The 23,189-nt window shown below is 46.9% G+C and carries 21 protein-coding genes; 9 read left to right on the top strand and 12 right to left on the bottom strand.

The window, feature by feature from the left end; genetic code table 11:
* Positions 1 to 10 precede the first annotated feature (10 nt).
* The 7 genes from SPIGRAPES_RS12820 (at position 11) to SPIGRAPES_RS12790 (ending at position 8,030) form a co-directional block, all read left to right on the top strand.
* Positions 11 to 910 (top strand): CPBP family intramembrane glutamic endopeptidase, encoded by a 900-nt coding sequence (locus SPIGRAPES_RS12820; protein WP_014271173.1) that lies wholly within the window; start codon positions 11 to 13, stop codon positions 908 to 910.
* Between the two features lie 196 nt (positions 911 to 1,106).
* Positions 1,107 to 2,102 (top strand): LacI family DNA-binding transcriptional regulator, encoded by a 996-nt coding sequence (locus tag SPIGRAPES_RS12815; RefSeq protein WP_014271172.1) that lies wholly within the window; start codon positions 1,107 to 1,109, stop codon positions 2,100 to 2,102.
* A gap of 66 nt (positions 2,103 to 2,168) precedes the next feature.
* Positions 2,169 to 3,290: a glycoside hydrolase family 15 protein gene (locus tag SPIGRAPES_RS12810; RefSeq protein ID WP_014271171.1), complete on the top strand. Its 1,122-nt coding sequence runs from the start codon at positions 2,169 to 2,171 to the stop codon at positions 3,288 to 3,290.
* Between the two features lie 2 nt (positions 3,291 to 3,292).
* Positions 3,293 to 4,573, top strand: coding sequence for an ABC transporter substrate-binding protein (locus SPIGRAPES_RS12805; RefSeq protein ID WP_014271170.1), 1,281 nt, complete (start codon positions 3,293 to 3,295; stop codon positions 4,571 to 4,573).
* Positions 4,574 to 4,619: 46 nt separating this feature from the next.
* Positions 4,620 to 5,453 (top strand): carbohydrate ABC transporter permease, encoded by an 834-nt coding sequence (locus SPIGRAPES_RS12800; RefSeq protein WP_215904749.1) that lies wholly within the window; start codon positions 4,620 to 4,622, stop codon positions 5,451 to 5,453.
* Positions 5,453 to 6,292, top strand: coding sequence for a carbohydrate ABC transporter permease (locus SPIGRAPES_RS12795; protein WP_014271168.1), 840 nt, complete (start codon positions 5,453 to 5,455; stop codon positions 6,290 to 6,292). Before SPIGRAPES_RS12800 ends, SPIGRAPES_RS12795 begins: the two co-directional genes overlap by 1 nt.
* Positions 6,293 to 6,296: 4 nt before the next feature.
* Positions 6,297 to 8,030 (top strand): glycoside hydrolase family 66 protein, encoded by a 1,734-nt coding sequence (locus SPIGRAPES_RS12790; protein ID WP_014271167.1) that lies wholly within the window; start codon positions 6,297 to 6,299, stop codon positions 8,028 to 8,030.
* Positions 8,031 to 8,035: 5 nt separating this feature from the next.
* Here SPIGRAPES_RS12790 and SPIGRAPES_RS12785 read toward each other — a convergent pair whose 3' ends face one another.
* From SPIGRAPES_RS12785 to SPIGRAPES_RS12740, 10 genes are all read right to left on the bottom strand, one after another.
* On the bottom strand, positions 8,036 to 9,073 hold the full coding sequence (locus tag SPIGRAPES_RS12785; protein WP_014271166.1) for a S66 family peptidase: 1,038 nt from the start codon (positions 9,071 to 9,073) through the stop codon (positions 8,036 to 8,038).
* A 62-nt stretch (positions 9,074 to 9,135) separates the two neighbouring features.
* Positions 9,136 to 10,077, bottom strand: coding sequence for a triphosphoribosyl-dephospho-CoA synthase CitG (citG, locus tag SPIGRAPES_RS12780; protein WP_014271165.1), 942 nt, complete (start codon positions 10,075 to 10,077; stop codon positions 9,136 to 9,138).
* Positions 10,068 to 10,589 (bottom strand): citrate lyase holo-[acyl-carrier protein] synthase, encoded by a 522-nt coding sequence (citX, locus tag SPIGRAPES_RS12775; RefSeq protein ID WP_014271164.1) that lies wholly within the window; start codon positions 10,587 to 10,589, stop codon positions 10,068 to 10,070. Before citX ends, citG begins: the two co-directional genes overlap by 10 nt.
* A gap of 4 nt (positions 10,590 to 10,593) precedes the next feature.
* Complete coding sequence (citF, locus tag SPIGRAPES_RS12770) at positions 10,594 to 12,144, bottom strand: citrate lyase subunit alpha (protein WP_014271163.1); 1,551 nt, start codon at positions 12,142 to 12,144, stop codon at positions 10,594 to 10,596.
* A gap of 10 nt (positions 12,145 to 12,154) precedes the next feature.
* A complete protein-coding gene (citE, locus tag SPIGRAPES_RS12765; RefSeq protein WP_014271162.1) occupies positions 12,155 to 13,036 on the bottom strand; it encodes a citrate (pro-3S)-lyase subunit beta in 882 nt (293 codons plus the stop codon).
* Between the two features lie 2 nt (positions 13,037 to 13,038).
* Positions 13,039 to 13,329, bottom strand: a complete 291-nt coding sequence (gene citD / locus SPIGRAPES_RS12760) for a citrate lyase acyl carrier protein (protein ID WP_014271161.1) — start codon at positions 13,327 to 13,329, stop codon at positions 13,039 to 13,041.
* A 68-nt stretch (positions 13,330 to 13,397) separates the two neighbouring features.
* A complete protein-coding gene (locus tag SPIGRAPES_RS12755) occupies positions 13,398 to 14,900 on the bottom strand; it encodes a tripartite tricarboxylate transporter permease (protein ID WP_014271160.1) in 1,503 nt (500 codons plus the stop codon).
* Positions 14,901 to 14,911: 11 nt separating this feature from the next.
* Positions 14,912 to 15,382: a tripartite tricarboxylate transporter TctB family protein gene (locus SPIGRAPES_RS12750; protein ID WP_014271159.1), complete on the bottom strand. Its 471-nt coding sequence runs from the start codon at positions 15,380 to 15,382 to the stop codon at positions 14,912 to 14,914.
* 62 nt (positions 15,383 to 15,444) lie between these two features.
* The gene (locus SPIGRAPES_RS12745) at positions 15,445 to 16,449 is read right to left on the bottom strand and encodes a tripartite tricarboxylate transporter substrate binding protein (RefSeq protein WP_041384682.1); all 1,005 of its coding nucleotides are present in this window, start codon (positions 16,447 to 16,449) and stop codon (positions 15,445 to 15,447) included.
* Positions 16,450 to 16,559: 110 nt separating this feature from the next.
* Positions 16,560 to 18,797, bottom strand: coding sequence for an ATP-binding protein (locus SPIGRAPES_RS12740; RefSeq protein ID WP_014271157.1), 2,238 nt, complete (start codon positions 18,795 to 18,797; stop codon positions 16,560 to 16,562).
* A gap of 84 nt (positions 18,798 to 18,881) precedes the next feature.
* Here SPIGRAPES_RS12740 and SPIGRAPES_RS12735 point away from each other — a divergent pair, with 84 nt between their 5' ends.
* Positions 18,882 to 19,571: a response regulator transcription factor gene (locus SPIGRAPES_RS12735; RefSeq protein ID WP_014271156.1), complete on the top strand. Its 690-nt coding sequence runs from the start codon at positions 18,882 to 18,884 to the stop codon at positions 19,569 to 19,571.
* On the opposite strand, the gene citC is transcribed toward SPIGRAPES_RS12735, so the two are convergent.
* Positions 19,547 to 20,599, bottom strand: coding sequence for a [citrate (pro-3S)-lyase] ligase (citC, locus tag SPIGRAPES_RS12730; protein WP_014271155.1), 1,053 nt, complete (start codon positions 20,597 to 20,599; stop codon positions 19,547 to 19,549). The two genes, SPIGRAPES_RS12735 and citC, sit on opposite strands and share 25 nt — an antisense overlap.
* Before the next feature lie 158 nt (positions 20,600 to 20,757).
* Complete coding sequence (gene eno, locus SPIGRAPES_RS12725; protein ID WP_014271154.1) at positions 20,758 to 22,053, bottom strand: phosphopyruvate hydratase; 1,296 nt, start codon at positions 22,051 to 22,053, stop codon at positions 20,758 to 20,760.
* Between the two features lie 125 nt (positions 22,054 to 22,178).
* On the opposite strand from eno, the gene SPIGRAPES_RS16655 reads away from it, so the two are divergent.
* On the top strand, positions 22,179 to 23,138 hold the full coding sequence (locus SPIGRAPES_RS16655; protein WP_172635098.1) for a GNAT family N-acetyltransferase: 960 nt from the start codon (positions 22,179 to 22,181) through the stop codon (positions 23,136 to 23,138).
* Positions 23,139 to 23,189: the final 51 nt, after the last annotated feature.

Here is a 23,189-nt window from a genome sequence, read left to right as displayed (position 1 = left end):
ACCATTAGGCATGCTAGGCAAAAATCTGGGGAATTTTTCTAAAAACGAAGGGCCTATTGGTAGTAGCTACGCCTTTTCTGCAATCGAAGGAAGTCTTTCCTTTGTGCTCGTGGTTATTTTCTGGCTCAACCTTGGACCAGTATTCGTTCGTTTCATCTCCAACCTTCGCCTCTTTCAGCCGCTTAAAGAATATCTTGGTGCCAATGCCCCTTTCTTTGCAATGGCCCTGGGTTTGGTTGTCTCGGCCCGTCTCTTGATGAAAACCAAATTGAAAACCATCGCCACAGACAAACAACGGTTCGACTTTCCCCTTGCACTTCTCTGTGCTGCTCTCTATACCTCAGTATGCATTATATTCCTGCTTGCCAGTATCATGGCAAAACCCGGGGATTACCGCTTCATTGTGCAGGATTTTCCCCAGAAGCTCCTTTTGCTTCCTTTTGTTTTGTTCATAACCCCTTTGCAAACCACAAGTGAGGAGTTTTTGCTCCGTTGCCTTCCGGTAAGGGTTTTCTCCAGGGGGACCTTTTCACGGAACCGAAAACAAATTCTGATCATCAGCGGACTCAGTGCCTTGTTTTTTTGTCTTCCCCATCTCTCCAACCAGGAACTCTCATTCGGCAGCAACACGGTTGCCGTACTTTCCTATTACCTGTTGTTTGGGTTTGCAGGAACGTATCTGAGCATGCGTACCGGTGGCTTTGAGGTATCGATGGGAATCCATGCCGCGAACAACCTATTCATCGCCTTGATCTGCAACTATGAGCATTCCTCACTGCCTTCCCTGCCCTTGGTCAGATCCTCCGGCCCGATAGGTACTTGGTTTGAAGTTGTACAGCTTGCCGTGGCAATGGCCTGTATCTTTCTTTTTCTGAAATGGAAAGGAAAGCTGACCAAAACCGATCGGTAGCCAAGGGACATTGCATCTAGGCAACCCCACGATTGCCCAAAACAATTCCCCAGCGGCATGAATCGGAAGCATTTGTATTTAGGCCTCCCGTGCAGGGCAGGATTTTTATTATTCGAAAACTTTTCCTTGACAACCAACCAAACTTCGCTACAATATACGTAAACGTTTACGTAACCTAAAAAGGAGTACCCACGGAATGTCTGTAAATATCCAGGAAGTGGCAAAGCAAGCAGGAGTCTCGATTGCCACGGTATCTAGGATACTCAACAATCTTCCTGGGTATTCCGAAAAAACCCGGCTGAAGGTCGAAAAGACCATCGCAGAACTGGGCTATACCCCCAATGCAATAGCACGGGGTCTCGTAAACAAAAAAACCAATGTCATAGGAGTTCTGCTACCCTGTGTTACCGGAAGATTCTCCAATGAACTTCTTCGGGGCATCGAGCGAATCGCCCATAGCCAGGGGAAAAGCGTCATTGTCTGCAATACAGACCATAACGGGGAACGGACCATGGCTTACCTGAAAACACTCAGTGAAAAACGGGTTGACGGAATCCTCTATATCAGTGAATGGCTTACCGATGAGTATGGATCCTACCTCAAGGACTTGGGAATCCCCGTTGTCTTGGTAGCTACCCATAGGAATTCCTTTCCATTTTCCTCGGTCAAGATTGATGATGCAGCAGCAGCGGAAAGCGCTACCCGATATCTCATTGCAAAAGGACACGCGCATATTGGGCTGATTACCGGTTCCGCTTCTGACCGTATTGCAGGAAAACCGAGGATTGACGGATATCTCAAGGCCCTCAAGGAAGCATCGATCGAGATCGACGACAGTCTCATTGCCTATGGAGACTTTCATTTCTTCAGCGGAATCACTGCCATGGAAAAGCTGTACGATACCCATCCCGAATTGACAGCAGTCTTTGCTACCAGCGACGAGATGGCCCTCGGGGCAATTGCCTGGCTACATAAAAACAACATCAGAATTCCCCAGCAGGTTTCTGTCATCGGGTACGACGACACGCTCGATGCCCAGATTGCCTTCCCTTCGTTGACAACCATCCACCAGGGAATCGAAGAACTGGGTGAGACAGCCATGAGACTGCTGACCGAGGAACAAAGCATCCAGCAAATTATATTGCCCCATTTCGTGAAGGAACGTGATTCCGTGCAGGATATACGAGAGTGAAATTTTTTTAGTTATTTACGTAAACGTTTACCGTAAACGCTTACTATATTATTCTTCGGAGGGTTCATGAAAACACTCGTCTCTACTAACCTTAGTCTGTTGCAACAAGAAAGCCTAGATCTTTTACTCACATACCAGAGTCCGAGCGGTGCCTTCGTAGCGGGTCCCCAATTCAGCCAATATAATTATTGCTGGATGCGTGACAGTAGTTATATTGCCTATAGCCTTTTGCTGTACGGACAACAAGAGGCGACGCACCGATTCATCAATTGGGCAATGGCAGTACTGCTCCGTAACGAAGAAAAAATCCTTGCCCTCCCCGAATTGCTGGAACAGAACCCAAAATTGGACAACCATCGGTTTCTCGGGGCTCGGTTTACCCTTGCAGGAGAAGAGGATACGAGCGACTGGCCAAACTTTCAGCCGGATGGATACGGGACGTTACTTTGGCTTGCCGCCAAATATCTGGAACAGAAACAGGAAACAAAACTTCCCCAAGCATGGGAAAAGCCAGTTTCTTTGGCAATCAAGTATATCGAAACTGTCTGGAAACTGCCATCAAGTGACTGCTGGGAAGAATTTCACGACAAACAGCATCTTTCAACCCTTGCCTGTCTTGCGGGGGGATTGCAAAGCATCTTTTTGTATCTCAAACCTTCAGACAAGCAACGCGCCATTATATTGGCTCAAGCAATCCGGTTGTTTATCGAGGAACAAAAAAATCCATTGGGATTCTTCCCCAAATTCATTGGTACGTCGTTAGTCGATGCCAGCCTCATCTGGCTTTCTACCCCCTATGGAGTTTTCAATCAGGACGACCCTTCGATGAAAAAAACAATTCGACTCATCGAAGAGCAGTTGCTGCACCAGGGGGGAACGCAGCGGTATGCAGAAGACACCTATTATGGGGGAGGCCTTTGGATTCCCCTCTCAGGATTCCTCGGGTGGCATTACCTCAGATCAGGCCGGGTTGGGGAGGCAAGGAAATTGCTTGCCTGGATGGTTGCCCAACGAACGGAGCAAGGTTCATTTCCGGAACAAGTCACTGCATTTACCAATGACCCCTCGATGATTGATGTATGGGAAAGGCGATGGGGAACCATTGCAAGCCCTCTTTTATGGTCACATGCTATGTTTTTGATCCTCGATTTCGAGATTATGCAATACAATGAAAAAGGAGAATGGTAGTTATGAGAAGGAAATCGTATGTAAGTAGGTTGTCGCTCACCGTTGCGTTATTGGCCCTTTGCTTGCTTCCCTTGGGAGCCCAGGGAACCAAGGAAACAAAGAAAAGCATCAGCTATTTCTCAGGTAGGGTTGAAACCGTCGACTGGGATACCCAACAGGTTGCCCAGTTTGAGAAATTGAATCCGATGGTCAATGTGGAATATGAATTCCAAAAGGATGCTTCAAATGTCATCAAGGTCAAGATTGCCTCGAACCAGATGCCAGACCTTTCTACGGTAGTTACCCAGGATTACATCGACAAAGGTCTGTATATGGATCTTTCCGACCAAAGATTCTGGGACAGAATACTTCCTTCCGTAAAGGATTTGTGCACTGACCTCAAAACAGGCAAGCAGTACAAGGTTGCCACGAACATCACCATGGGAGGTCTTTTTTACAACAAGCATATTTTTGCTGAACTTGGGCTCAAGGACGCCCAGAGCTGGGAAGAGTTCGTACAAAACCTGGAGACCATCAAGAAAGCCTACCCTGACAAGACCCCTTTGTTTCTTGGAGGAAAGGATTCCTGGACACTAGGGCATCTGATTGAATTCTGGGCCCATGGGGTTGTGAAACAACAGCTCGGGATTCCTGGTTCACGCAAAGCATTCCTGGATAATTCCGTGCAATGGGATGCACCGAACGGAATCATGGAAAACTTTGCAAAAGCCCTGCTTGAGTTGAAGGATAAACATCTTATCAACGATGATGCCATTACTGCAACCTATGATAACCAGAAAGAGGCTTTTGCAAGCGGAGAAGCTGTCATCATCAATCAAGGCATGTGGGTCGTTGGGGATATTGTCAAACTGAATCCCGAAATGAAAAGCAATATTGGTTTCGGTCCCTTCCCCTCTGTTGTAAAAGGTTTGCAACCGATGGTTCTCTGCGCTGAGGATTCCGTGTACGCCGTATCGGCAACTACAAAATCACCCGAGGCTGTATTTGCTTTCCTAAACTATCTGTTTGACCCTGCAACCCAGAAATCATTCAGTGAAACCCGTGGCATTCCCTCTGCATTTGTCGATGTCGATGCCAACTGGAGCCCGATAAAAGACGATGCAAGCAGGCTGGTAAAAACCTACGTGAATATCAACTTCTCAACAGAAGCCCCTTCCGGTCTCTCTGTAGACGATACCGGTAGGCTCATACAGAAATTGCTCCACGGCGACTTTGCCTCACCTGTGCAGTTCGCAAAGGAATACCAAAACCTATGGAATGATGCATATGCTGCCAGTCACTAGAGAAAAGAGAACCTTGCATTTGAATTCAGCTTCCTGGCACCGCTTTATGGCGGTGCCCGCCCTCCTGCTCTTTTCCGTTTTCTTTCTGTACCCCCTTTGCAGGGGGGTATGGACCAGTTTTACCGCTTGGGATGGTTTTTCCACCCCGACCTTCATCGGTGTAAAGAATTACCGGGATTTTTTCCATGATGACCGGGCCTTGAGAGACATCCAAAACACGGTGCTCTTTGCCTTGGGAAGCGCCCCGTTGCTCAACATTTTGGGCCTGCTTCTTGCCCTTCTGATGAATAGGACATTCAAGGCTAGAGCCGCCGTACGTTCCCTGCTCTACCTTCCGGCAGTCATAAGCCCCATGATCATGGGTTCAATCTGGTACCTTTTGCTACAACCCAAACGGGGTCTTCTGGCAATTCTACTACAACGGGTTGGCTATATATCCAACACCAACTGGATGCTTTCAGGCGGAAGCGCAATGCTTGTTATCGTATTGGTCAATGTCTGGCAATACGCAGGCATGACCATGATCATCTACCTTGCAGGTTTGCAGGCCATCCCTGTCGAGCACTATGAGGCTGCTGAACTCGAAGGAGCCTCTAGACAGCATATATTCAGATATATTGTCTTGCCTCAGCTCATTCCTGCACTGAAAATCAATGTAATAACCAATATCATCGGATCACTTTCCGTTTTCGATGCAATACTATCTTTGACCGACGGGGGACCTGGCTATGACACAGAATCGTTAAGCATCTATATCATGCGCATGTGTTATGGAAACAAGACAGGATACTCTACGGCAGTTGCCTTGATTCTCTTTGTCATCATACTCATCCCAGTCCTTCTTTCCCTTCGGTTTTTCAATGCGAGGGAGGACAGGTAATGAATCATACACAAAGAAAAAACAGAGACACCCTAGAGCACCCTTTATACCCGGTCGTCTTCCTAATCGCCCTCGTCGCTTTGGTTCCTTTCCTCTTGCTTATTCTTCTATCACTGAAAAGCCCGGAAGGAGGGCTTTCCTCAATCCGGTTGATCCCTGATTTCAATTGGGGTAATTTCCCAAATGCCTGGAAGGCCGGCAAAATGGGAAAAGCCATGGCTAACAGTTTCATCATGACCAGTGGTGGGGTAATCCTTCTGATAGTTCTTTCTTCAATGGCTGGTTATACCATAGCCCGTTTCCCCTCTTTGCTGAACAAGGTGATATTTGCAATTCTCTTAGGTTGCATGATGATTCCAGGAATCATCAATACAGTGCCGCTCTATACCCTTTTGATTCGTATGAAAGGAATCAACACGTATTGGGCAATGATATGCGTAATGGCCACGAATTCACTCCCCTTCTCTGTCTTTCTCTATGCCTCTTTCATTCGGTCAATCCCCATTTCACTTGAAGAATCAGCCATCATCGACGGATGTTCCTGGTTCGATGCCTTCTGGAAAATTACCATGCCCCTGCTCGGACCGGTAACGTCCTCTGTTGTAATCCTACAGGGGGTAGGCATGTGGAATAACTATGCACAGGCAGTCTTTTTCCTGCAGGACCAGGCACACCGCAACATTCCCCTTGCGATTTCACTTTTTTTCCAGCAATACGGGGCAAACTGGCCCTTGATGGCTGCAGCAGCTTTTTTGGGCCTGCTTCCTGCCGTTCTCATGTTCCTGGTTTTCCAAAAATACTTCATCTCAGGCATCACTACCGGTGCCATCAAAGGATAGCGTTATGGACAATTCTCTTGAGATTCGTTTCTGGCCCTTGGTTCCTTGCCTACAAGAAGGGGCTGACAGGATTCCCCTTGCCATTGAAATGCCGGTTGGGGAAGATTCATTTTCAGCTTTTTCCTTCACGCTGCAAATCGAAAATCTGGGTCGGGTCATAGATTGCCTGGAGGGGGAACCTATACGTTCCCTTTCCCAAACCACAGGGTTCCTACGCTTTGAACAGGAAATCACCCTGACAAAACCGTTGAAAACCGGTTCTGGCTATGGCCTATATCTCACAATAACGTTCCCTGATGGCAGCAACACAGAGGCAAAGAGCGCAATAGACGTGGAACCGAACCAGGTACGCTATGGTTTTCTCACCGGATTCAAGACCGAGGATTCGGTTTCCAGGAATTCTGCTCTCGACTTTCTCTTGCAACAACATTGCACCCATGTTCAGTTCTATGACTGGTCCTACAGACCCCATCAGTATGAAATCGAACCTATCCAGTTTGACCAAGGGAAAAAATACCGGGACTTGATGGGGAAAAGTGTTGATCTATCTGTTGTCAAACAATCAGTGGAAGGATTACAACACCATGGTATGAAAGCACTTGCCTATGGTGCAGTATATGCCGCATCAAAGGAATATCTTCAGGACCATCCAGAGCAAGGTTTGTATGCGTTCGGGGGAAAACCAATAGATTTGATCGACAAGTTTTTCATCATGAATATTGCAGAGGGGAATCAGTGGAGAAAGAGAATCCTAGACCAATACTGCTATGCCACCGATACCCTTGGGTTTGACGGAATCCACATGGATACCTACGGATATCCCAAGATTGCCTTTGACAATGAACAGAAGCCTGTCTACCTTGACAGGGAATTCGTTTCCCTCATAAATGCATGGGCAAAGCACGGCAACGAAAATATATTCAATAACGTAGGGGGCTGGCCAGCAGACCTGACGGCAAAGGCAAACCAAAAAGCCGTGTATATAGAGGTATGGGATCCCCATACCCAGTACAGGCATCTTCGCCAGCTAATACAGAATCATCGCGGGTTCGGCAAACCGGTAGTACTTGCAGCCTATTCCCGTTCCTTTAAAGAAAGCGGGACCTTGGACCGGAAAAAGGCCCTTGCTTCCACCTGTCTGCTTATGGCAAGCACCTATGCACAGGGCGCAACCCCGTTGCTCTTCGGGGAAAATGGGGGGATCCTTACCCAACCCTATTACGTTGACTATACTCCTCTCAGACAAGAAGAAAGAAACCTGCTTACCTCCTATACGGATTTTTCCATCCAATATTGCCAATTGCTCTTTGGCAATGACCTTGTTGATGTAACCGAGAGCTTCGCATTCGGAGAGAACAGGGAATTTGAATTCTCAATCCCTCCCCAAGAAAATACTGACCTATCGGAGATTGGAATTTCCTTTGAGGGGTTACCGGATACTCTCTGGCCAATCGTCCATATGGACAAGAAGTTGATTGTCATCAATTTGATAAATCTGATCGGCCAAAAAGATTCGCTTTGGAACTTGGAAAAAGAACCTTTGGATAAAGAAGCGGGTATTACTATCCAGATTCCCCCCTATTCACCATCTATGCACTTCTTCATGGCCTCCCCGCAAATTGATAACGGAAGAGCACACAAACTTTTAGGCAGGCAAGCAGAGGGGCTGAGGGGCATGGCATGGGAGATAACCATCGATGCCCTTCCTGTATGGACTTTGGTATGGGCTGAACTCTAGTGGCCCTAGACTACTCCCGATTCCAGAATACTGAACGTTTGGTGGTCACAATCAAGTTCGGCTTTTGCCCCGTAAGGGAGGATGCACATAGGTTCGTTATGGCCAAAAGACAGGTTGCAAACCACAGGAAGGGAGAAAAGGGAAAATTCCTGCAATACGTTCCGTATCGCCTGTTCATATTCTTGCTGGAATATACCTTGGTAGGGTTTGCCGAAAACCATGCCCTTCGCCTTTTGGAGAATTCCTTGCATAGCGTAGTCTCGCAACCATGATTCAAATAGTGCTGGTCTTACCATTTCCTCTGAAGTTTCAAAAAACAAAATCGCGCCGTCGAACAGGGAGTCATCAATCCAGAGGGAAGTACCCTTGGCCATTTCCAGGACATCCAGACACCCCCCGATTAGGTGCCCTTGTACGGTTCCCTTACCTTGCAGGAAACGGTACGGGCCATTTTTTTCCATTTTCTTGGAAACCTTGGCATTTTCCTTTGTCCATGCAAGATAGTGCCCAGTCCATTCTTCAGATGCTTTGATTTGCCCCACTGGGTTCGTTTCAAAAAGTATTTTCTGCAGATGATTGACGGTGTAGCTGAAAATGCCGTTATTCTCGGCAAATTCGGCCAAGATAGATGGCCCGTAAAAACTCGAGAGCCCTGCCTTGAGGCACATAAGATGGGTTATGGTTGAATCTGAATAGCCAAGAAAAACCTTTGGATTGTTGGCAATGACAGCAACATCGACAAAGGGAAGCAGCCTGATACTGTCATTTCCCCCGATGCAGGAAAAAATACCTTTCACCGCAGGATCAGAGAACGCCTGCATCAAATCCGATGCACGTTTCTCCGGATGCTCGCTAAGGTATTTCGTTCCTTTGAGGGTATGTTCCATTTCAATGACCTTTAGGCCAAATTGTTCGGTCAACCTCTGTTTCCCCAGGTCATAACGCCAACGGAGCTCTTCATCGCCAGCGCCTCCCCAGGAAAGACTGACAGTAGCTATGGTATCACCTGGTTTTAAACAATGGGGTTTTATTACATTCAGCAAAGCATATTCCTTGAAACAATAGTTGCTTTCAATCTACCACAACTTACCGGTTATACCAATATTCAAAAAAATACCGGAGACTCATGTAAGGAACATTCTTTATTACTGGTACTGGTTAAAATCCTGAAGAACTGCAGAAGCGCAGAGGGGGTAGAGCCATAGGCATCGAGGAGATTGAGATCATGTAAAAGGATGGTGACACCGAGCAAGTCGGCACATCCCCCTGCACTGATTTTCTTTTCCGTACATATCCGGTCAAAATCAACAATGAGAGATAGACCTTCTTCACTAAACGCCCCTCCCCTTTGCAGGATGTAATGGGCAGTTTGCTGTACATAATCCAAAGTTTCCTGGCTATGTCGATATAAGATATTGGTGTCACATACGTTGGCCATCAGATGCAACAATGTCTGGATTCTGGCAAGGTTGGAATCCCTTCCCTCCTTGAGCAAGCGAGTATAGACGGGAAGTGAAACGGTGAGGACAGAAGGAAATCCTTGCTGCACCTCTCCGCGTATACCGCGGATGCCCTTGGTTGTAAACAACTGCTCACCATGGGTTTTCTGGGGCTTTTCCAGTATCTGAAAAAATTCCTCCTCCAGCACTTCAAACGTCATTTCTTGTACCAGGGAACACAGTAAGTCTGTATTAGTGCTACCATACTTCATTCTGGAATAGCCGGAAATACTGCAAAGGATGCCAGCAGAAAAAAGAAGCCCTTTATGGGTATTCACCCCACCGGTAGCTTGAAACATCGCCAATTCAGCTACCTGCCCGATCAATCTGATCTTCTTGAACAGAGCTGGAAGCGAGCCTTCCCAGTTTTTACCTGTTTCTGCCATTTCCCCAAAGAAGGGTTTCAGGGCTCTGGTACTTGCAACAAAAGTCTGGTAGTCCATATCCGTATGCCCACCACTATGAATCCGGTCAACCAGTCCAGGTTTCCTAGTGGTTCCGACTTCTTCAAGTAAGGCTTTCGCGCAGAGAAATTCTTCTACTTCCATGGGTGGTTTTTACACAAGAACCTATCCAAGACCTCATTCATATAAGCTGAGAGTTCCTCGATGCTATGTCGTTGGCTCCTTGCACATTCTTTGGCCGGCCTGTGGCATAAAAGGCATTTTCTACTCCCCAGGTTGATATCCTTGCGGGAAACCGGGGAACCGTCGAGTCTCTTTACATCCAGGTCTAGCAAACGACCTATCGGATAGGTTTGTTCGAAAAAAGCAAGTCTACGCTTGAGGGAAAGCAGGTTCGTCCCTCCCGTTACGATGAAATAAGCCTCAGGACCAGTTTCTAAACGACGTTCAAGCACTTTTTCCAGGTTCGCTTCATTCTTTATTGAAAAAGCTTCCATACTCTTGTCGAAACCAGCTTGAATCCTGGCGTTGTTTTTATCCGGTCCTGGGATATTCATAGTACAGACAACCAGAGGGTATCCGTATTTTTCGATAAGGGATGCCTGCAAAGCTGAGCGGCAATCCCTTTCTTTGAGAATTTCCTCAAGCGTAGCCATAGAATTATACCTCTTCCTCGTCCTTCACTTGATAAATCAAGTCGATAACCGAACCATCGCGGTAGGTAACCACCCCGACAACCTTGTCTGTATAGGTAATGGGAGTCGAATCCCCGACAATCCTAGCGGCCTTTTCCCGGAGCTGTTCGATAGTGCACAGGTCAATACCAGCATTCGTGAGCATCGTAATCAAGTCATTACGGAGGGGATTGACCGCCACGCCTTGGTCAGTGACGACAATATCGATTGTCTTCCCTGGCGTGACTACGGTATTGACCTTGTCTACGATGGTGGCAATCCTTCCTCGGGTCAGAGGACAGGTGATGATGGAAACAGACGCTCCTGCGGCCGTATCACAATGTCCGCCGATTGCTCCACGGATAACCCCATCACTACCGGTAAGTACATTGATGTTGAATTTAGTATCGACCTCAAGTGCAGAGAGAATAACGAAATCCAGCTGGTTCACTGCAGAGCCCGTATTGTGGGGGCTTGCATAATAGGAAGCAGAAATCTGCTGGTGAAACCGGTTATCTTTCAGGGATCTGGCCGCAACGAGGTCAAAAGACTGTACGTCCAGAATTTTCTTGATCAACCCTTCTTCATGAAGTTGGACAATCTGGCCGGTTATACCACCAAGGGCAAAGCTGGCTTTAATGTTGTGCTGGATCATTTTGTCTTTCAAGAAGCGAACTGTAGCCAGGCTTGCTCCACCGGATCCCATCTGAATTGAAAACCCATTGCGGAAGAAGTCAGTGGCCTCGATAACCTCCGAAACTTTCTGGGCTATCATCAGCTCCTTCGGGTTTGTGGTAAAACGAGTTGAGCCCCCCATTATTCCATTCGGATCCCCGATGGCATCGACCTCTACGACAAAATCGACATCTGATTCCGGTATTCCAAAGGGAACATTGGGAAAGGGAACAATATTGTCGGTTAGGATGATAACCTTTTTAGCATACTGGGCGTCAAGTTTCGCATACCCCATCGACCCACAGATAACACCTTTGTCATTATCCCTGGAATAACCATTTGCATTTCCAAACGGGTCACAGGAGGGCGCCCCGAGGAAAGCTATGTCGATGGGAAGTTGCCCTGACTCTATAACTGCAGCCCGTCCTCCGTGGGAACGGAAGACAACAGGGATATCCATCAGACCCCGGGAAATCGCCTCAGCAAGATCACCTCGGATACCACTTGTTTCAATTCTACGGATGACCCCATTTCTGATATGTTCAATCAATGGCTTATGGATATCGATCAACGAACTAGGAGCCAGGACCAAATCCTTGAAGCCCATCTTTGCAATAGTATCCATCACCATGTTGACCACATAGTCGCCATTACGAAAATGGTGGTGGAATGAGATGGTCATCCCGTCTTGCAAACCTGCTTGCCTTATCGCTTCCTCAAGCGAAGGGACAATCTTGTTTTCACTCAGCTCCCTCTCATGGCAGGTCTTGAGTTCCTTGTGTGCATGGTCAAGGGTAAACGGTACCTGCACGTCTTTCAGATCTTTGATATGTTGTATTGCAGTCATGTCGATTTTCTGCATCTGCTCTCTCCTATTTAAGAATCTTTGCAGCTTTTGCCAGGTTGATCACCCGTTCTGCCCGCAGTACGATAGGTCGGTCGATCATCTTGCCGTTGAGTGCAATTACCCCTGAACCACGCCTATTCGCTTCCTCAATGGCTTCCATTACAGCCAAGGCTTTCTGAATTTCCTTCTCGGTAGGAGTGAACACATCGATAACCGGTTGAATCTGCCGTGGATTGATTACCGATTTACCATCGAAACCGAGTTGCTTGATATGCTTCACCTCTGCAATCAAGCCTTCTTCGTTATTTACATCCGAATAAACGGTATCGAGGGCACAGATGCCCGCTGCCCTTGCAGCCTGCAATATCATGCACCGGGCAAACAGCAATTCGGTTCCTTCGGGAGAACGGTTTGTCTTCAAATCCGTAACATAGTCTTCAGCACCTAAGGCAATTCCAATAAGGCGCTTGCTTGCCTTGGCGATAAGAGGAGCGTTCAACACTCCTTCTGCACTCTCGATCGCTGCCATTAACTTTGTCGTACCGATTTGCATCCCAATGCTTTTCTCGATTCGTTCGACTTGTTGCTCGCAGAACACGATATCCTCGGCGGTTTCTGTCTTTGGCAGCCTGATTACATCGACTTTTGCCCTGACCATTGCTTCCAGGTCCGCGATACCGATGAAAGTATTGAGTGCGTTGACTCTTACCACAAGTTCTTTGTCCCCGTAATCGATAGTAGTCAACGCATGGAATACCAGGCTCCGGGCTGCATCTTTCTCTGCATAGGAAACACTGTCTTCAAGGTCGAACATAATACTGTCACAGTTATATATGTAGGCATCTTTTATCATTCCGGGATTGTTCCCGGGAACAAACATCATCGTACGTCTGAGCTTGTCTTCCATAGTCAGACCTCCCACCGGTAATCAGTACTTTCACAGGAACGATACAGAGCTGTTTCGACCCTGGCTTTGATGACGCAGTCAAGGGCCCCTTGGTCAACGGCTGTTATATCGGCATCAGTGACTCCGAGTTTCATAACACATTCACGAATCACATTTTTTATCTGCTTGCCAAACTGTTTAGAAACCGAGCTCGTCAAATGAATGGTAATCCCCTCATTCGACCCCTTGCACACGGTAACCATGATATCGCTCGATTCCATAGTTCCGGCTAAGCCAGTGCTAACTACTTTCATTACAACAACTCCTCAAAACAAATACTATGCGTAAAGATTGCCTGCAAATCTGCAGGCTCCCACAATGTCTAGTGTTGGGATTTCAACTTCCTCGCCTTCCTATACGATTGGAAAAGAGGCAGAAGGAAGGAACCTACTATGAGAACAAGAAGAATGATACAAATAGGTGTGCTGACAAAAATCTTAAAACTTCCATCTGCAATTTTGTAAGCACGTCTGAAGTACTGCTCCATATTTGTCCCTACAATTACTGCCAGGACAAAGGGGCTGGTAGGGAAATCTGCTTTCGCCATCAAGTAGCCAAAGATTCCGAACACAAGCAACATATAAAAACTTGCTGTGGACGAGGCAATCGCATAGGTACCTACAAAGGTCAAACCAAGAACAATCGGATACAGAACCCGTGGGGGAACGGCAAGGACACGGACCAGCAAACCAGCCAAGGGTATGTTTATTACAGCCAGAATGATGTTTCCAATGAACATGCTGGCGATAATCGCCCAGACGATATGGCTCTGCTGCTGGAACAGGGCTGGGCCGGGCTGAAGCCCTAACATAAGCATGGCACCCATCATAACAGCGGTAGTCCCAGAACCTGGTACACCAAGGGCAAGCATGGGGATCAAGGCGCCGACGGAAGCCGAGTTATTTGCCGACTCAGGGGCAGCTACCCCTTCGATAGCTCCATGTCCAAATTCTTCCGGGTGTTTTGAAAAGCGTTTTTCATTGCTATAGGCCATCAAAGAAGCGATGGTAGCACCCGCACCAGGGAGAACACCGACGAAGAATCCCAAGGGGGAACTACGGAGAATAGGCCAGACGGAACGTTTCCAGTCGTCTTTCGTAATCCAGATTTTTCCGAATTTCGTCTGCATTTTTTTCTTTCCGTCGGAGATATTCTTGAAACTCTTGAGCACCTCCCCGAAGGCAAAGACTGCAATAATGACAATGAGGAAATCGATACCACCCTGCAACTCAAGAAGCCCAAAACTGAATCGGTTGACTCCCGACTGAGGGTCGATCCCAACAGTTGAAACCATCAGTCCGATTACCATGGATATAAACCCTTTGAGTTTTTTACCGTCTGACATCGATGCAGTTGCACTCAAGGCAAATACATAGAGAAGAAAATATTCAGCTGACCCGAACTGCAAGGCAAACCGGGAGACAGGGAGAGCCATGAAAGCTATAAGGATAGTCGAAATCGTACCACCGATGAAGGATGCAATTGCGGAGATTGCCAAAGCAGCTTCCGCTCTTCCCTGCAGACTCATAGGATAGCCATCAAAGGTTGCCGCAATGGCGGCCCCGTCTCCAGGGGTGTTGATGAGGATAGAGGCCCTAGACCCTCCATACATCGCACCGTAATAGACCCCGCACATCATGATCAACGCTGCCACGGGTCCCATGGAGAAAGTCAGGGGTAAAAGTATGGCTACCCCAGTCGCAGGTCCAAGGCCTGGAAGCATCCCAACAATGGTACCAAGGACACCCCCTATGGTTACGCAAAGGATGTAGAACGGTTGAGAGGCTACGCCAAAGCCTTGTAGTAATAATTGAAAACTATTCATATTCTATTTCCTTATACAAACCCTAAGGGAGACTTTGGCAGATATACGCCCATCAATACAAAAAAGAGGACGAAAGCCACAACAGAGAAAATTACAGAGATAACCAGGGAACTCTTCCAAGGTTTTCTCCCCCTAAATACATACAACTGGATGTTCAAAAAAAGGATGGTGGAAAATACATAGCCAATCCGCTCGAAGAGCAACGCATAGAGAAAACCGTTTGCCACGGTCAACAGGATGTTTTTCTGCTCTTGTCCAAGAAAGGTAACAGTTGGTTTCTTTTCTGTGGTTTTCGCATTCTCCCTAATTTCCTGGATGATCAGCAAGGTCCCCATGACGAGCAGGCTGATTCCCAGTATTGCGGGGAATATCTTCGGTTCATATTTGAGGCCTATCTTTGCATTCGGTAGCAAAAAGGTAGATAGGGTATACACAAAGCCAATCATCGTTACGACAATTGACATAATCATTGAAACATTCATCGGTTCCTCCGAAGCAAAATACGCCCTGGCCTAATGTAGGCCAGAGCGATAAAAGACAGTTTTTAGATCATTCCAATTTCTTTCAGGATTACTTGATAGTCACTCTCAGTCTTTTCCAGGAACTTCACGAAATCAGGGCTGTCGAGGTACACATTGTCCCAACCGTATTTGGTAAGTGCGGCTGCCCATTCAGGAGTCTTTGCCAATTTGGAAAGAGTATCTCTCCAATAGGTCACGGCATACTCGGGCATATCAGGGCTTCCGAACAAACCTCTCCAGTTCTGGAAGGTCTCATTGATTCCTTCTTCGATACAGGTTGGAATCTCGGCTGCCTTTCCAGTGCCGATTCTCTTGTCTGCTGTCTGGGCAAGGACACGAAGGTCCCCACTGTTTACCAATCCCATGACGTCAGCGAGGCTTGTGGAGAACAAATCTATATGTCCGCCAAGAACCTGGGTTGCCCCATCGCTATCAAACGCGATGTAGTCGATCATGTTGAGGTTCTTCACTCCTGCTGCGCGTGCCATAATCAAGAACTGGATATGGTCCATGGAACCGGCTGCTGAAGTACCGCCGATCTTTACCGACTTGGGGTCTTTCTTCAAGGCATCCATGACATCCATGATGGACTTATAGGGGGAGTCAGCCTTAACGACGAAGGCAGCATAGTCTGCAATCAGGCGAGCCAAGGGAGTGGCATTGCGAAAACCATACTTTGAGGTTCCATTCAGATTGAAGAAAATGATTGGAGGGGAATATACCGTGATAGTCTTGTCATCGCCTTTCTTGGTCTGCAAGGTTCCAAGATGGACTGCACCACCGGCACCGGGAGCATTGCGTACAGGCATCGGTACTGAGACCAATTTTGTATCACCAAGAACCTTGGCAACGGTCCTGATGGTCAAATCCCAGCCGCCACCAGCTCCTGCCGGGGCTACAAAATCAAAATTACCCTTTGGGTAGACAACTTGTTTATCGGATGTTGCCGATTCACTGGTACCGTTTGCGAACAGGGCAAAGGGCACTGCCATTAGTAGGCAAAGCAGAATAATAGATCCTTTTTTCAAAATAGGCCTCCTAAAAAATACTTTGGCGAGGCACATGTCAACGCCTATATCTTAGTATAGGAGGCAATTCTTACTATAAAATTAATCAATTCTTAATTTTTATTAAGGTTTTAACCGATAGCCTTTGAGATGGAATCAACCAATTCAAAGGGAGAGACAGGCTTGATCAGATAAGAAGCTATAATCTTCGATTGCTGGGCTTCAACAATTTCCTTCCGGAGCAAACCAGTGAGGATGAGGACCGGCATCTGGGGGTTGCTCAGCTTGGCTTTCAAGGCTAGATCCAGACCATTCATCCCTTGCATGTAGTCATCCGTTACAAGGATGGTATACCGGTCCTTTTTTAAAAGTGACAGCGCCTCGAAAGGATCAAGGGTGGTGACTACGATAAAACCTTCGGCACCCAAATTCTTTTGCAGGACTTTCAGCACTGCAATATTGTCGTCAACCAACAAAATCCTGACTGGTTTTTGCACCGAGGAGACAACCGACACCTTCCCTTTCATCTGCCCGGGTTCAGAGAAAAGAGCCTCAGCCAAGGGGAATGTAAGCGAAAAACACGACCCGACACCAATTTTTGAGGTAACGGTAATTGTTCCCTTGTGGGCAGCTACAATGTTCTGGACGATTGATAACCCCAAGCCTGTCCCACCTGTAGCACTTTTTGTCGTAAAAAAGGGATCGAAAATCTTACTGCAGGTTTCCTCATCCATTCCACTTCCATCATCGGTGACGGTAATTTGGCCAAACATTCCAAATTGCTCATCCTGCCCTTCCTTCTGATTTTGAAGAAACGTTCCTTTATATTCAGCTTTACGGACTTTTCTGTACACAACCTGTATGGTTCCCTGCCCATCCCCGATTGCCGCCTCTGCATTCAATACAATGTTCAGGATAATCTGACTTAGCTGGGTCTCATTACAAAAGAAGCCGCTTGCATCGTCAAGAATACGTAAATCGAAGCTGACATTGGGAGAGAGTATCCCCACTATCATTTTCTCTGTCTTTTTGAGAAGGGTGGCAACATTCCTGTATTCAAAGACAGTTTCAGTCGTTCGCTTACCGAGTGAAAGAATTTGTTGGATGATATCCTTGGCTTTCTCCGAGGATTTGAGAATCTCCTGAACATCATCATAATAGGGATTGTCTGTGTCCATCTGCTCAACCATCAAAGTTGAGTAGCCCATAATAGGGGTAAGTAGGTTGTTGAACTCATGGGCGATGCCACTGGTCATGGTGCCGATATTTTGCAGTCTTTGCTGATGGAGAATCATCTGTTCATTATCATGAAGGGTAAGCAAAGTCTTGTTCAACTGGTTCAAATAGGTATTACGCCTCTCAATCTCATTCTTCTCCAGAATCGAAGATATCAACAAAACAACAACCCCGAACAGAATCACACAAATCAACAAGGTAAGGAGAATTACCTTAATCATGCCCCCGGTTGCCTGGTCGGTAATTTCCTTATAATCAAGGACCGCGCTTACGATCAAGAATCCATTGTCTATGACAACTGGGCAATAGGCGGCTATCTTTGTTATCTTTTTCGGATTTTCCTCATTCCACCAATAGGATTGGTAGACATCAATACCCTCTTTGCCTTGTTTCTGTTTGTCAATCATTTTCTCGAGACTGGCCAAATCCAGTTGTATATCAGGATATAAAGCCTGGCGTTCGGTAACTGCATTAACCCCGATTTGTTCCCGAAGGTGATACATAATAACGACTCCATCACTATTCTTCACCAAGGCGTAACCCTTTTCCCCAAGTTTGACATGGGAAAGCATCCGCTCGTACATGAGCTGCAGGTCAAGCATAGCAGTAACCGCAACGCCTTGCTCATTATGCACGGTAATAGACAAAAAGCAGTCATGATTGTCCGGTCCGCTCAACCACAACCCTATCTCGGCAAGATCATCCTTGCTTACGGTGCTCAAAAACGTATAATCTTTCTGTTTCAGGCTCCAAAAAGGGTTTTCGAGTGAATCATTGGAAATTAGCATATTGCCAATAATCTGAGAATTATAGACACTATAGGAAAGGACCAGCTGATCAAGCGGCCATTTGATGCTATCTTCGGTAAAAGAATGCAGTGCATGTTTCAAATCTTCCGATTCAACAAAAAAATACAGGCCCTGCTTGGTCTGGTTTATTTCCCCACTCATTGCTTCTGCAATATTCTTTGCAATGGTCATTTGTTTGGTTTTGCTGTTTTCGGTGATAATTGTCGAATACTGGTGAAAAATACTCACCAAGAGAATGAAAACTGTCAGGATGATACCAAAAGCAACAAACAGCAGAGGCACCCAGGTTCTGGCTTCTTTTTTGATCGTATCATCTAAGGACACTGCTTTCTCCTGAAAATTATTGTTACCGGCGATTATATCACGTATACTGGGAAACAAAGAAAAAATAGAAGGGGCTTCATACCAATGCCTGATAAGGTACTTATTGTCGACGATGATACGTCAATCCGCAAGTTGATGTCAAAGGTAATTACCTGCAATGACCTCACCCCTGTTGCCGTAAGCAATGGGGAAGAGGCTATCAAGTTATTGAAAAATACCACTTTCCAATTAATCCTACTCGACATCATGCTCCCAGGCATTGATGGTTTCCAGGTTTTGAAACAGATCAGATATATAGGAATCACAACACCGGTAATCATTATCAGTGGGAAAACCGAGGACTATGAAACCCTCTATGGGCTCGATTTGGGTGCAGACAATTACATTTACAAGCCATTCAATCCGGTTGTCCTTGGAGCAAAGATCAAAGCCCTGATCAGAAGGGATAAGCAGGGACAGAACACCCAAGGGGAAAACACCACGTTGGGACCATTCACCCTCGACAATAAATCCATGCGTTTTTATAAAGGGGATGAGGAAATTTTCCTATCGGCAAAAGAACTTATCCTCATGAAACTTTTTTTGGAACATCCGAACCAGGTTTTTTCCAAGGAGGCACTCTATGAACAAATCTGGGGAGATTCCGTAGTAGACGACAATGCCATCATGGTCTACATCAACAGGCTGAGAAACAAGATCGAGGAAAACCCCAAGACCCCAAAATACATCCAAACCATCTGGGGAAAAGGCTATACCCTTTCCATTTTCAACTGATCCGCGATAGCCTGGCCCTGTTGGGACATAATAAAATCATAGGTTGTCTCGGGAACCAAGGGTTTGATATCCTCAAATCTTTTTTGTGCCATCAGACGGCGAACCAACGAGGCACTGATAGGGACCTCGCTTTCTTGTTTTCGGGCAACTTCCTCGAATCCTACCCCTTTTGCACCGAGCATCAATTCCATCTGGCGATTGTAGGCTTCCGTTGTCCTGCACAGCGGTTCCGTACCGACAAAACGGCGTGTAATCCCCAGGGCTGGAACGATATAATGCAGAAAGATACCAATATCCAACTGGCAATTTACGAAACCTGCCTTGTTTGTCTCTTTGAGAAAATAGGAAGGAAAAGTTGCTGAGGATACCAGGTAATCACTCGCTTCATGCACAAGTACATTCGAAAGATCCTCTGTCCCTTTTTTGACCAGGTCAAAGCGAACGGAAGAAGGAAAGACGCTTTTGTCGCTGGATACCACAAAGACATGGAGCAACGCACACTTTTGCGCCGCATACGCAATCAAATAACGATGGCCTTTGGTAAAGGGATTACAATTTACTACGATTACCCCTATATCACCGATTTTGGAGAGACCTCTACCCCTGACCAGCTCTTCGGTTTCCCTCTCGAGGGAGTTGATATATTGGAGGATTCCATCCTTCCTGTTTTCCATCAAGAGCACCTGCTCGGTTTCCTCAATCGGGAAAAAGCCAAAGGGGCTGAACAACGCCTTGTTTTTGGGTTTTGTAAAAATAAAAAGATGCGTATATCCCTCAAAAAAAGCCTGGGTTACCAGTGAGGTCATAAGTTGGGAAAGCAAGCCCTCCCCCTGGTGATTCTTCTCAATGGCAATATATTTGAGCACATTTCCTTCAAGCGAACCGGTACCGATTATCCTGTCACTGTCATCTCTGAGAAGACAGGTAAACGAGGGATCCCCTTCATACGAGAGGGAATTTGCGGACAGAAATGTCTTTACTTCCCCCAATAGGGTTCCTTTCATTGGCTGTGCCGTCTGAATTGTCATACTGGGTCCATCCCTTTTCTTGAATTTCAAGGAATCCTGCTCATTAACCTATTGCATTGAGAGTCAGTTGTCAAGAAATAGGGCTAGGCCGGGGAAAACTGCCAGCAGCCAAAAAAGGGCCATCGCAATGCGATGGCCCCTACAATACAGACTATTTACTACAGAACACGGAAAGCATCGCGTCCAGCATATTTTGCGGTATCTCCGAGGTAATCCTCGATGCGCATCAGCTGGTTGTACTTTGCAAGACGGTCACTGCGGCTCATGGAACCGGTCTTGATCTCTCCGGTCTCGAGTCCTACTACCAGGTCAGCGATGAAGTTGTCTTCAGTCTCGCCTGAGCGGTGGGAAACTACAGCGGTGTAACCATTGCGCTTTGCAAGGTCAATGGCTTCGTAGGTCTCGGTGAGGGTACCGATCTGGTTTACCTTGATAAGGATAGAGTTACCAACACCCTTCTCGAGGCCCATCTTCAGTCTCTCTACGTTGGTTACGAACAAGTCGTCACCGACAAGCTGGATACGGTCGCCAACGCGGTCGGTCAGAAGCTTCCAGCCTTCCCAGTCGTCTTCAGCCATACCATCTTCGATTGAGATGATGGGGTAACGGTTGCACCAATCTTCCCACATGTCTACCATCTGCTTGCTGGTCAGCTTCTCGCCGGTGGTCCATCTGAGAGTATAGAGCTTGGTTTCCTCATTGTACAATTCGGAAGCAGCCGGGTCGAGGGCAATCATGAAATCGCCATCACGGCCAGTGGTGTAACCAGCGTTCTTGATTGCTTCCATGATGACCTCGAGGGCCTCTTCATTGGACTGCAAGTCAGGGGCAAAACCACCTTCATCACCAACACCGGTGTTATAGCCTTTTCCTTTCAGAACTTTCTTGAGGTTGTGGAAAACTTCGGCTGTCCAACGGATACCTTCGCGGAGGGAAGGAGCACCGATAGGCATAACCATGAATTCCTGGAAGTCTACCTTGTTATCGCTATGGGCACCGCCGTTCAGGATGTTAGCCATCGGAACAGGGAGGACACAGGCATGGTAGGAACCGAGGTACTTGTACAAGGGCAAGCCAAGGAAATCGGCAGCCGCACGTGCTACAGCCATGGAAACACCCAGAATGGCATTAGCGCCAAGCTTTGCTTTGTTCGGGGTACCATCGAGGGCAATCATTGCACGGTCAATGGCGACCTGGTCGAGGGCGTCCATACCTTCAAGTTCAGGAGCGATGATATCGTTGACATTGTCAACAGCCTTGAGAACACCTTTTCCCATATAGCGGTTCTTGTCACCATCACGGAGTTCAACAGCCTCGTGAACACCGGTGGAAGCACCGGAGGGAACTGCTGCACGGCCCATCGAGCCATCTTCGAGAATAACGTCTACTTCAACGGTGGGGTTACCACGTGAGTCAAGGATTTCCCTGGCTTCGATAAATTCAATAATGCTCATGAATATACTCCTAATTTATAATTGGAATTACCTTCATAATATCCTATCTTTTATCACTAATGTCAAGGCAACAAGAAATTTCAAACCCCTAGCCAAGCATTCAAATGCATACTACAATACAAGGTATGGAAACCCAGAACGAAACCTATACTCTTCCACTGCTAACGCCTTTTTTGCGCGATGAAATCATTTTTGCCATGGAAGACCAGGAAAGCCTGTATTTTTTGGATTTAAAAACCGGAAGACTTGTCCAATCTGATGAAATTGACGAAGAAGAACAAGAGGATTTCTCCGACCGTTTTCTCCCTGTCCCCGACTGGGAACCGGCCGACGGCTTCAGGATGATGGATAAGTTTTCGAATTTGGTGCGCAACCCGCTCTATAGGGAAAAACTCCAGAATGCATTACAGGCAGGCAAAGGGGTATTCAGGCGTTTCAAGGATATCCTTTGCGAACAACCGGCCTTGGAACGACAGTGGTTTGCATTCAAGGACCTGGAAATGGAGCGCAAGGTCCTCACATGGTATAAAAGCAACAACGGTGCGATCCAACTCAAAGGACTCGAACCCGAACCGGAAGAATTGACTGATGATATTCTCCAGGAAGATTTCGTCCTCTATACGGAAACCACCGGGGAATCAAGGCAGGAATTGGAAGAGCTCAAACAATCCTTGCTGGAGGAAATGCAGGGAAGCGGCATTACCCAGAAAAAAAGCTCCCATCTTATTCGTTCCCGGCTGGAGTCTGCAGCAGACCTCGAATTTGTCTATGCACGTACCCAAGGCGGGGAACTTGCAGGGTTTATTGCCTACAGACTGCTCTCTGTAGACACTGCCGAGATTCTTTTTTTCGGCAACAGACCGGATTTCAGGGGATTAGGCCTTTTCAGACATCTATTTGATGCATTCACCAGAAAGGTCTCCCGAAAAGGAATCCTGTTCCTTGTTGTAAACCTAGCTGGGGAAGCGATAACCTTGGATAAACTGTTTTCCCAGATGGAAGGAACTATCATTACCAAGCAAGTGCTCATCAGCACCGAAAACTGGAATTCCTCCCAGACTTCAAGCGACCTTGCCTATCTGTGACAACTGTCGCCATAATCTGAACCACCTACGTAAAAAAATATAAACTTTTGG

Origin of the sequence: Sphaerochaeta pleomorpha str. Grapes, assembly GCF_000236685.1 — a bacterium.
Classification (GTDB): domain Bacteria; phylum Spirochaetota; class Spirochaetia; order Sphaerochaetales; family Sphaerochaetaceae; genus Sphaerochaeta; species Sphaerochaeta pleomorpha.
The sequence above is the reverse complement of the archived record's forward strand: the minus strand, read 5'-3'. Positions and strand labels throughout refer to the sequence as shown.

Excerpts from the sequence above, each read along its gene's own strand:
- SPIGRAPES_RS12790 (WP_014271167.1), top strand. The coding sequence starts at position 6,297 with ATGGACAATTCTCTTGAGATTCGTTTCTGGCCCTTGGTTCCTTGCCTA.
- SPIGRAPES_RS12805 (WP_014271170.1), top strand. The coding sequence starts at position 3,293 with ATGAGAAGGAAATCGTATGTAAGTAGGTTGTCGCTCACCGTTGCGTTA.
- citF (WP_014271163.1), bottom strand. The coding sequence starts at position 12,144 with ATGCAGAAAATCGACATGACTGCAATACAACATATCAAAGATCTGAAA.
- SPIGRAPES_RS12755 (WP_014271160.1), bottom strand. The coding sequence starts at position 14,900 with ATGAATAGTTTTCAATTATTACTACAAGGCTTTGGCGTAGCCTCTCAA.
- eno (WP_014271154.1), bottom strand. The coding sequence starts at position 22,053 with ATGAGCATTATTGAATTTATCGAAGCCAGGGAAATCCTTGACTCACGT.
- SPIGRAPES_RS12820 (WP_014271173.1), top strand. The coding sequence starts at position 11 with ATGCTAGGCAAAAATCTGGGGAATTTTTCTAAAAACGAAGGGCCTATT.
- SPIGRAPES_RS12735 (WP_014271156.1), top strand. The coding sequence starts at position 18,882 with ATGCCTGATAAGGTACTTATTGTCGACGATGATACGTCAATCCGCAAG.
- citX (WP_014271164.1), bottom strand. The coding sequence starts at position 10,589 with ATGGCTACGCTTGAGGAAATTCTCAAAGAAAGGGATTGCCGCTCAGCT.
- SPIGRAPES_RS12815 (WP_014271172.1), top strand. The coding sequence starts at position 1,107 with ATGTCTGTAAATATCCAGGAAGTGGCAAAGCAAGCAGGAGTCTCGATT.
- SPIGRAPES_RS12810 (WP_014271171.1), top strand. The coding sequence starts at position 2,169 with ATGAAAACACTCGTCTCTACTAACCTTAGTCTGTTGCAACAAGAAAGC.
- SPIGRAPES_RS16655 (WP_172635098.1), top strand. The coding sequence starts at position 22,179 with ATGGAAACCCAGAACGAAACCTATACTCTTCCACTGCTAACGCCTTTT.
- SPIGRAPES_RS12750 (WP_014271159.1), bottom strand. The coding sequence starts at position 15,382 with ATGAATGTTTCAATGATTATGTCAATTGTCGTAACGATGATTGGCTTT.
- citC (WP_014271155.1), bottom strand. The coding sequence starts at position 20,599 with ATGACAATTCAGACGGCACAGCCAATGAAAGGAACCCTATTGGGGGAA.
- citE (WP_014271162.1), bottom strand. The coding sequence starts at position 13,036 with ATGGAAGACAAGCTCAGACGTACGATGATGTTTGTTCCCGGGAACAAT.
- citD (WP_014271161.1), bottom strand. The coding sequence starts at position 13,329 with ATGAAAGTAGTTAGCACTGGCTTAGCCGGAACTATGGAATCGAGCGAT.
- citG (WP_014271165.1), bottom strand. The coding sequence starts at position 10,077 with ATGGAAGTAGAAGAATTTCTCTGCGCGAAAGCCTTACTTGAAGAAGTC.
- SPIGRAPES_RS12795 (WP_014271168.1), top strand. The coding sequence starts at position 5,453 with ATGAATCATACACAAAGAAAAAACAGAGACACCCTAGAGCACCCTTTA.
- SPIGRAPES_RS12800 (WP_215904749.1), top strand. The coding sequence starts at position 4,620 with ATGGCGGTGCCCGCCCTCCTGCTCTTTTCCGTTTTCTTTCTGTACCCC.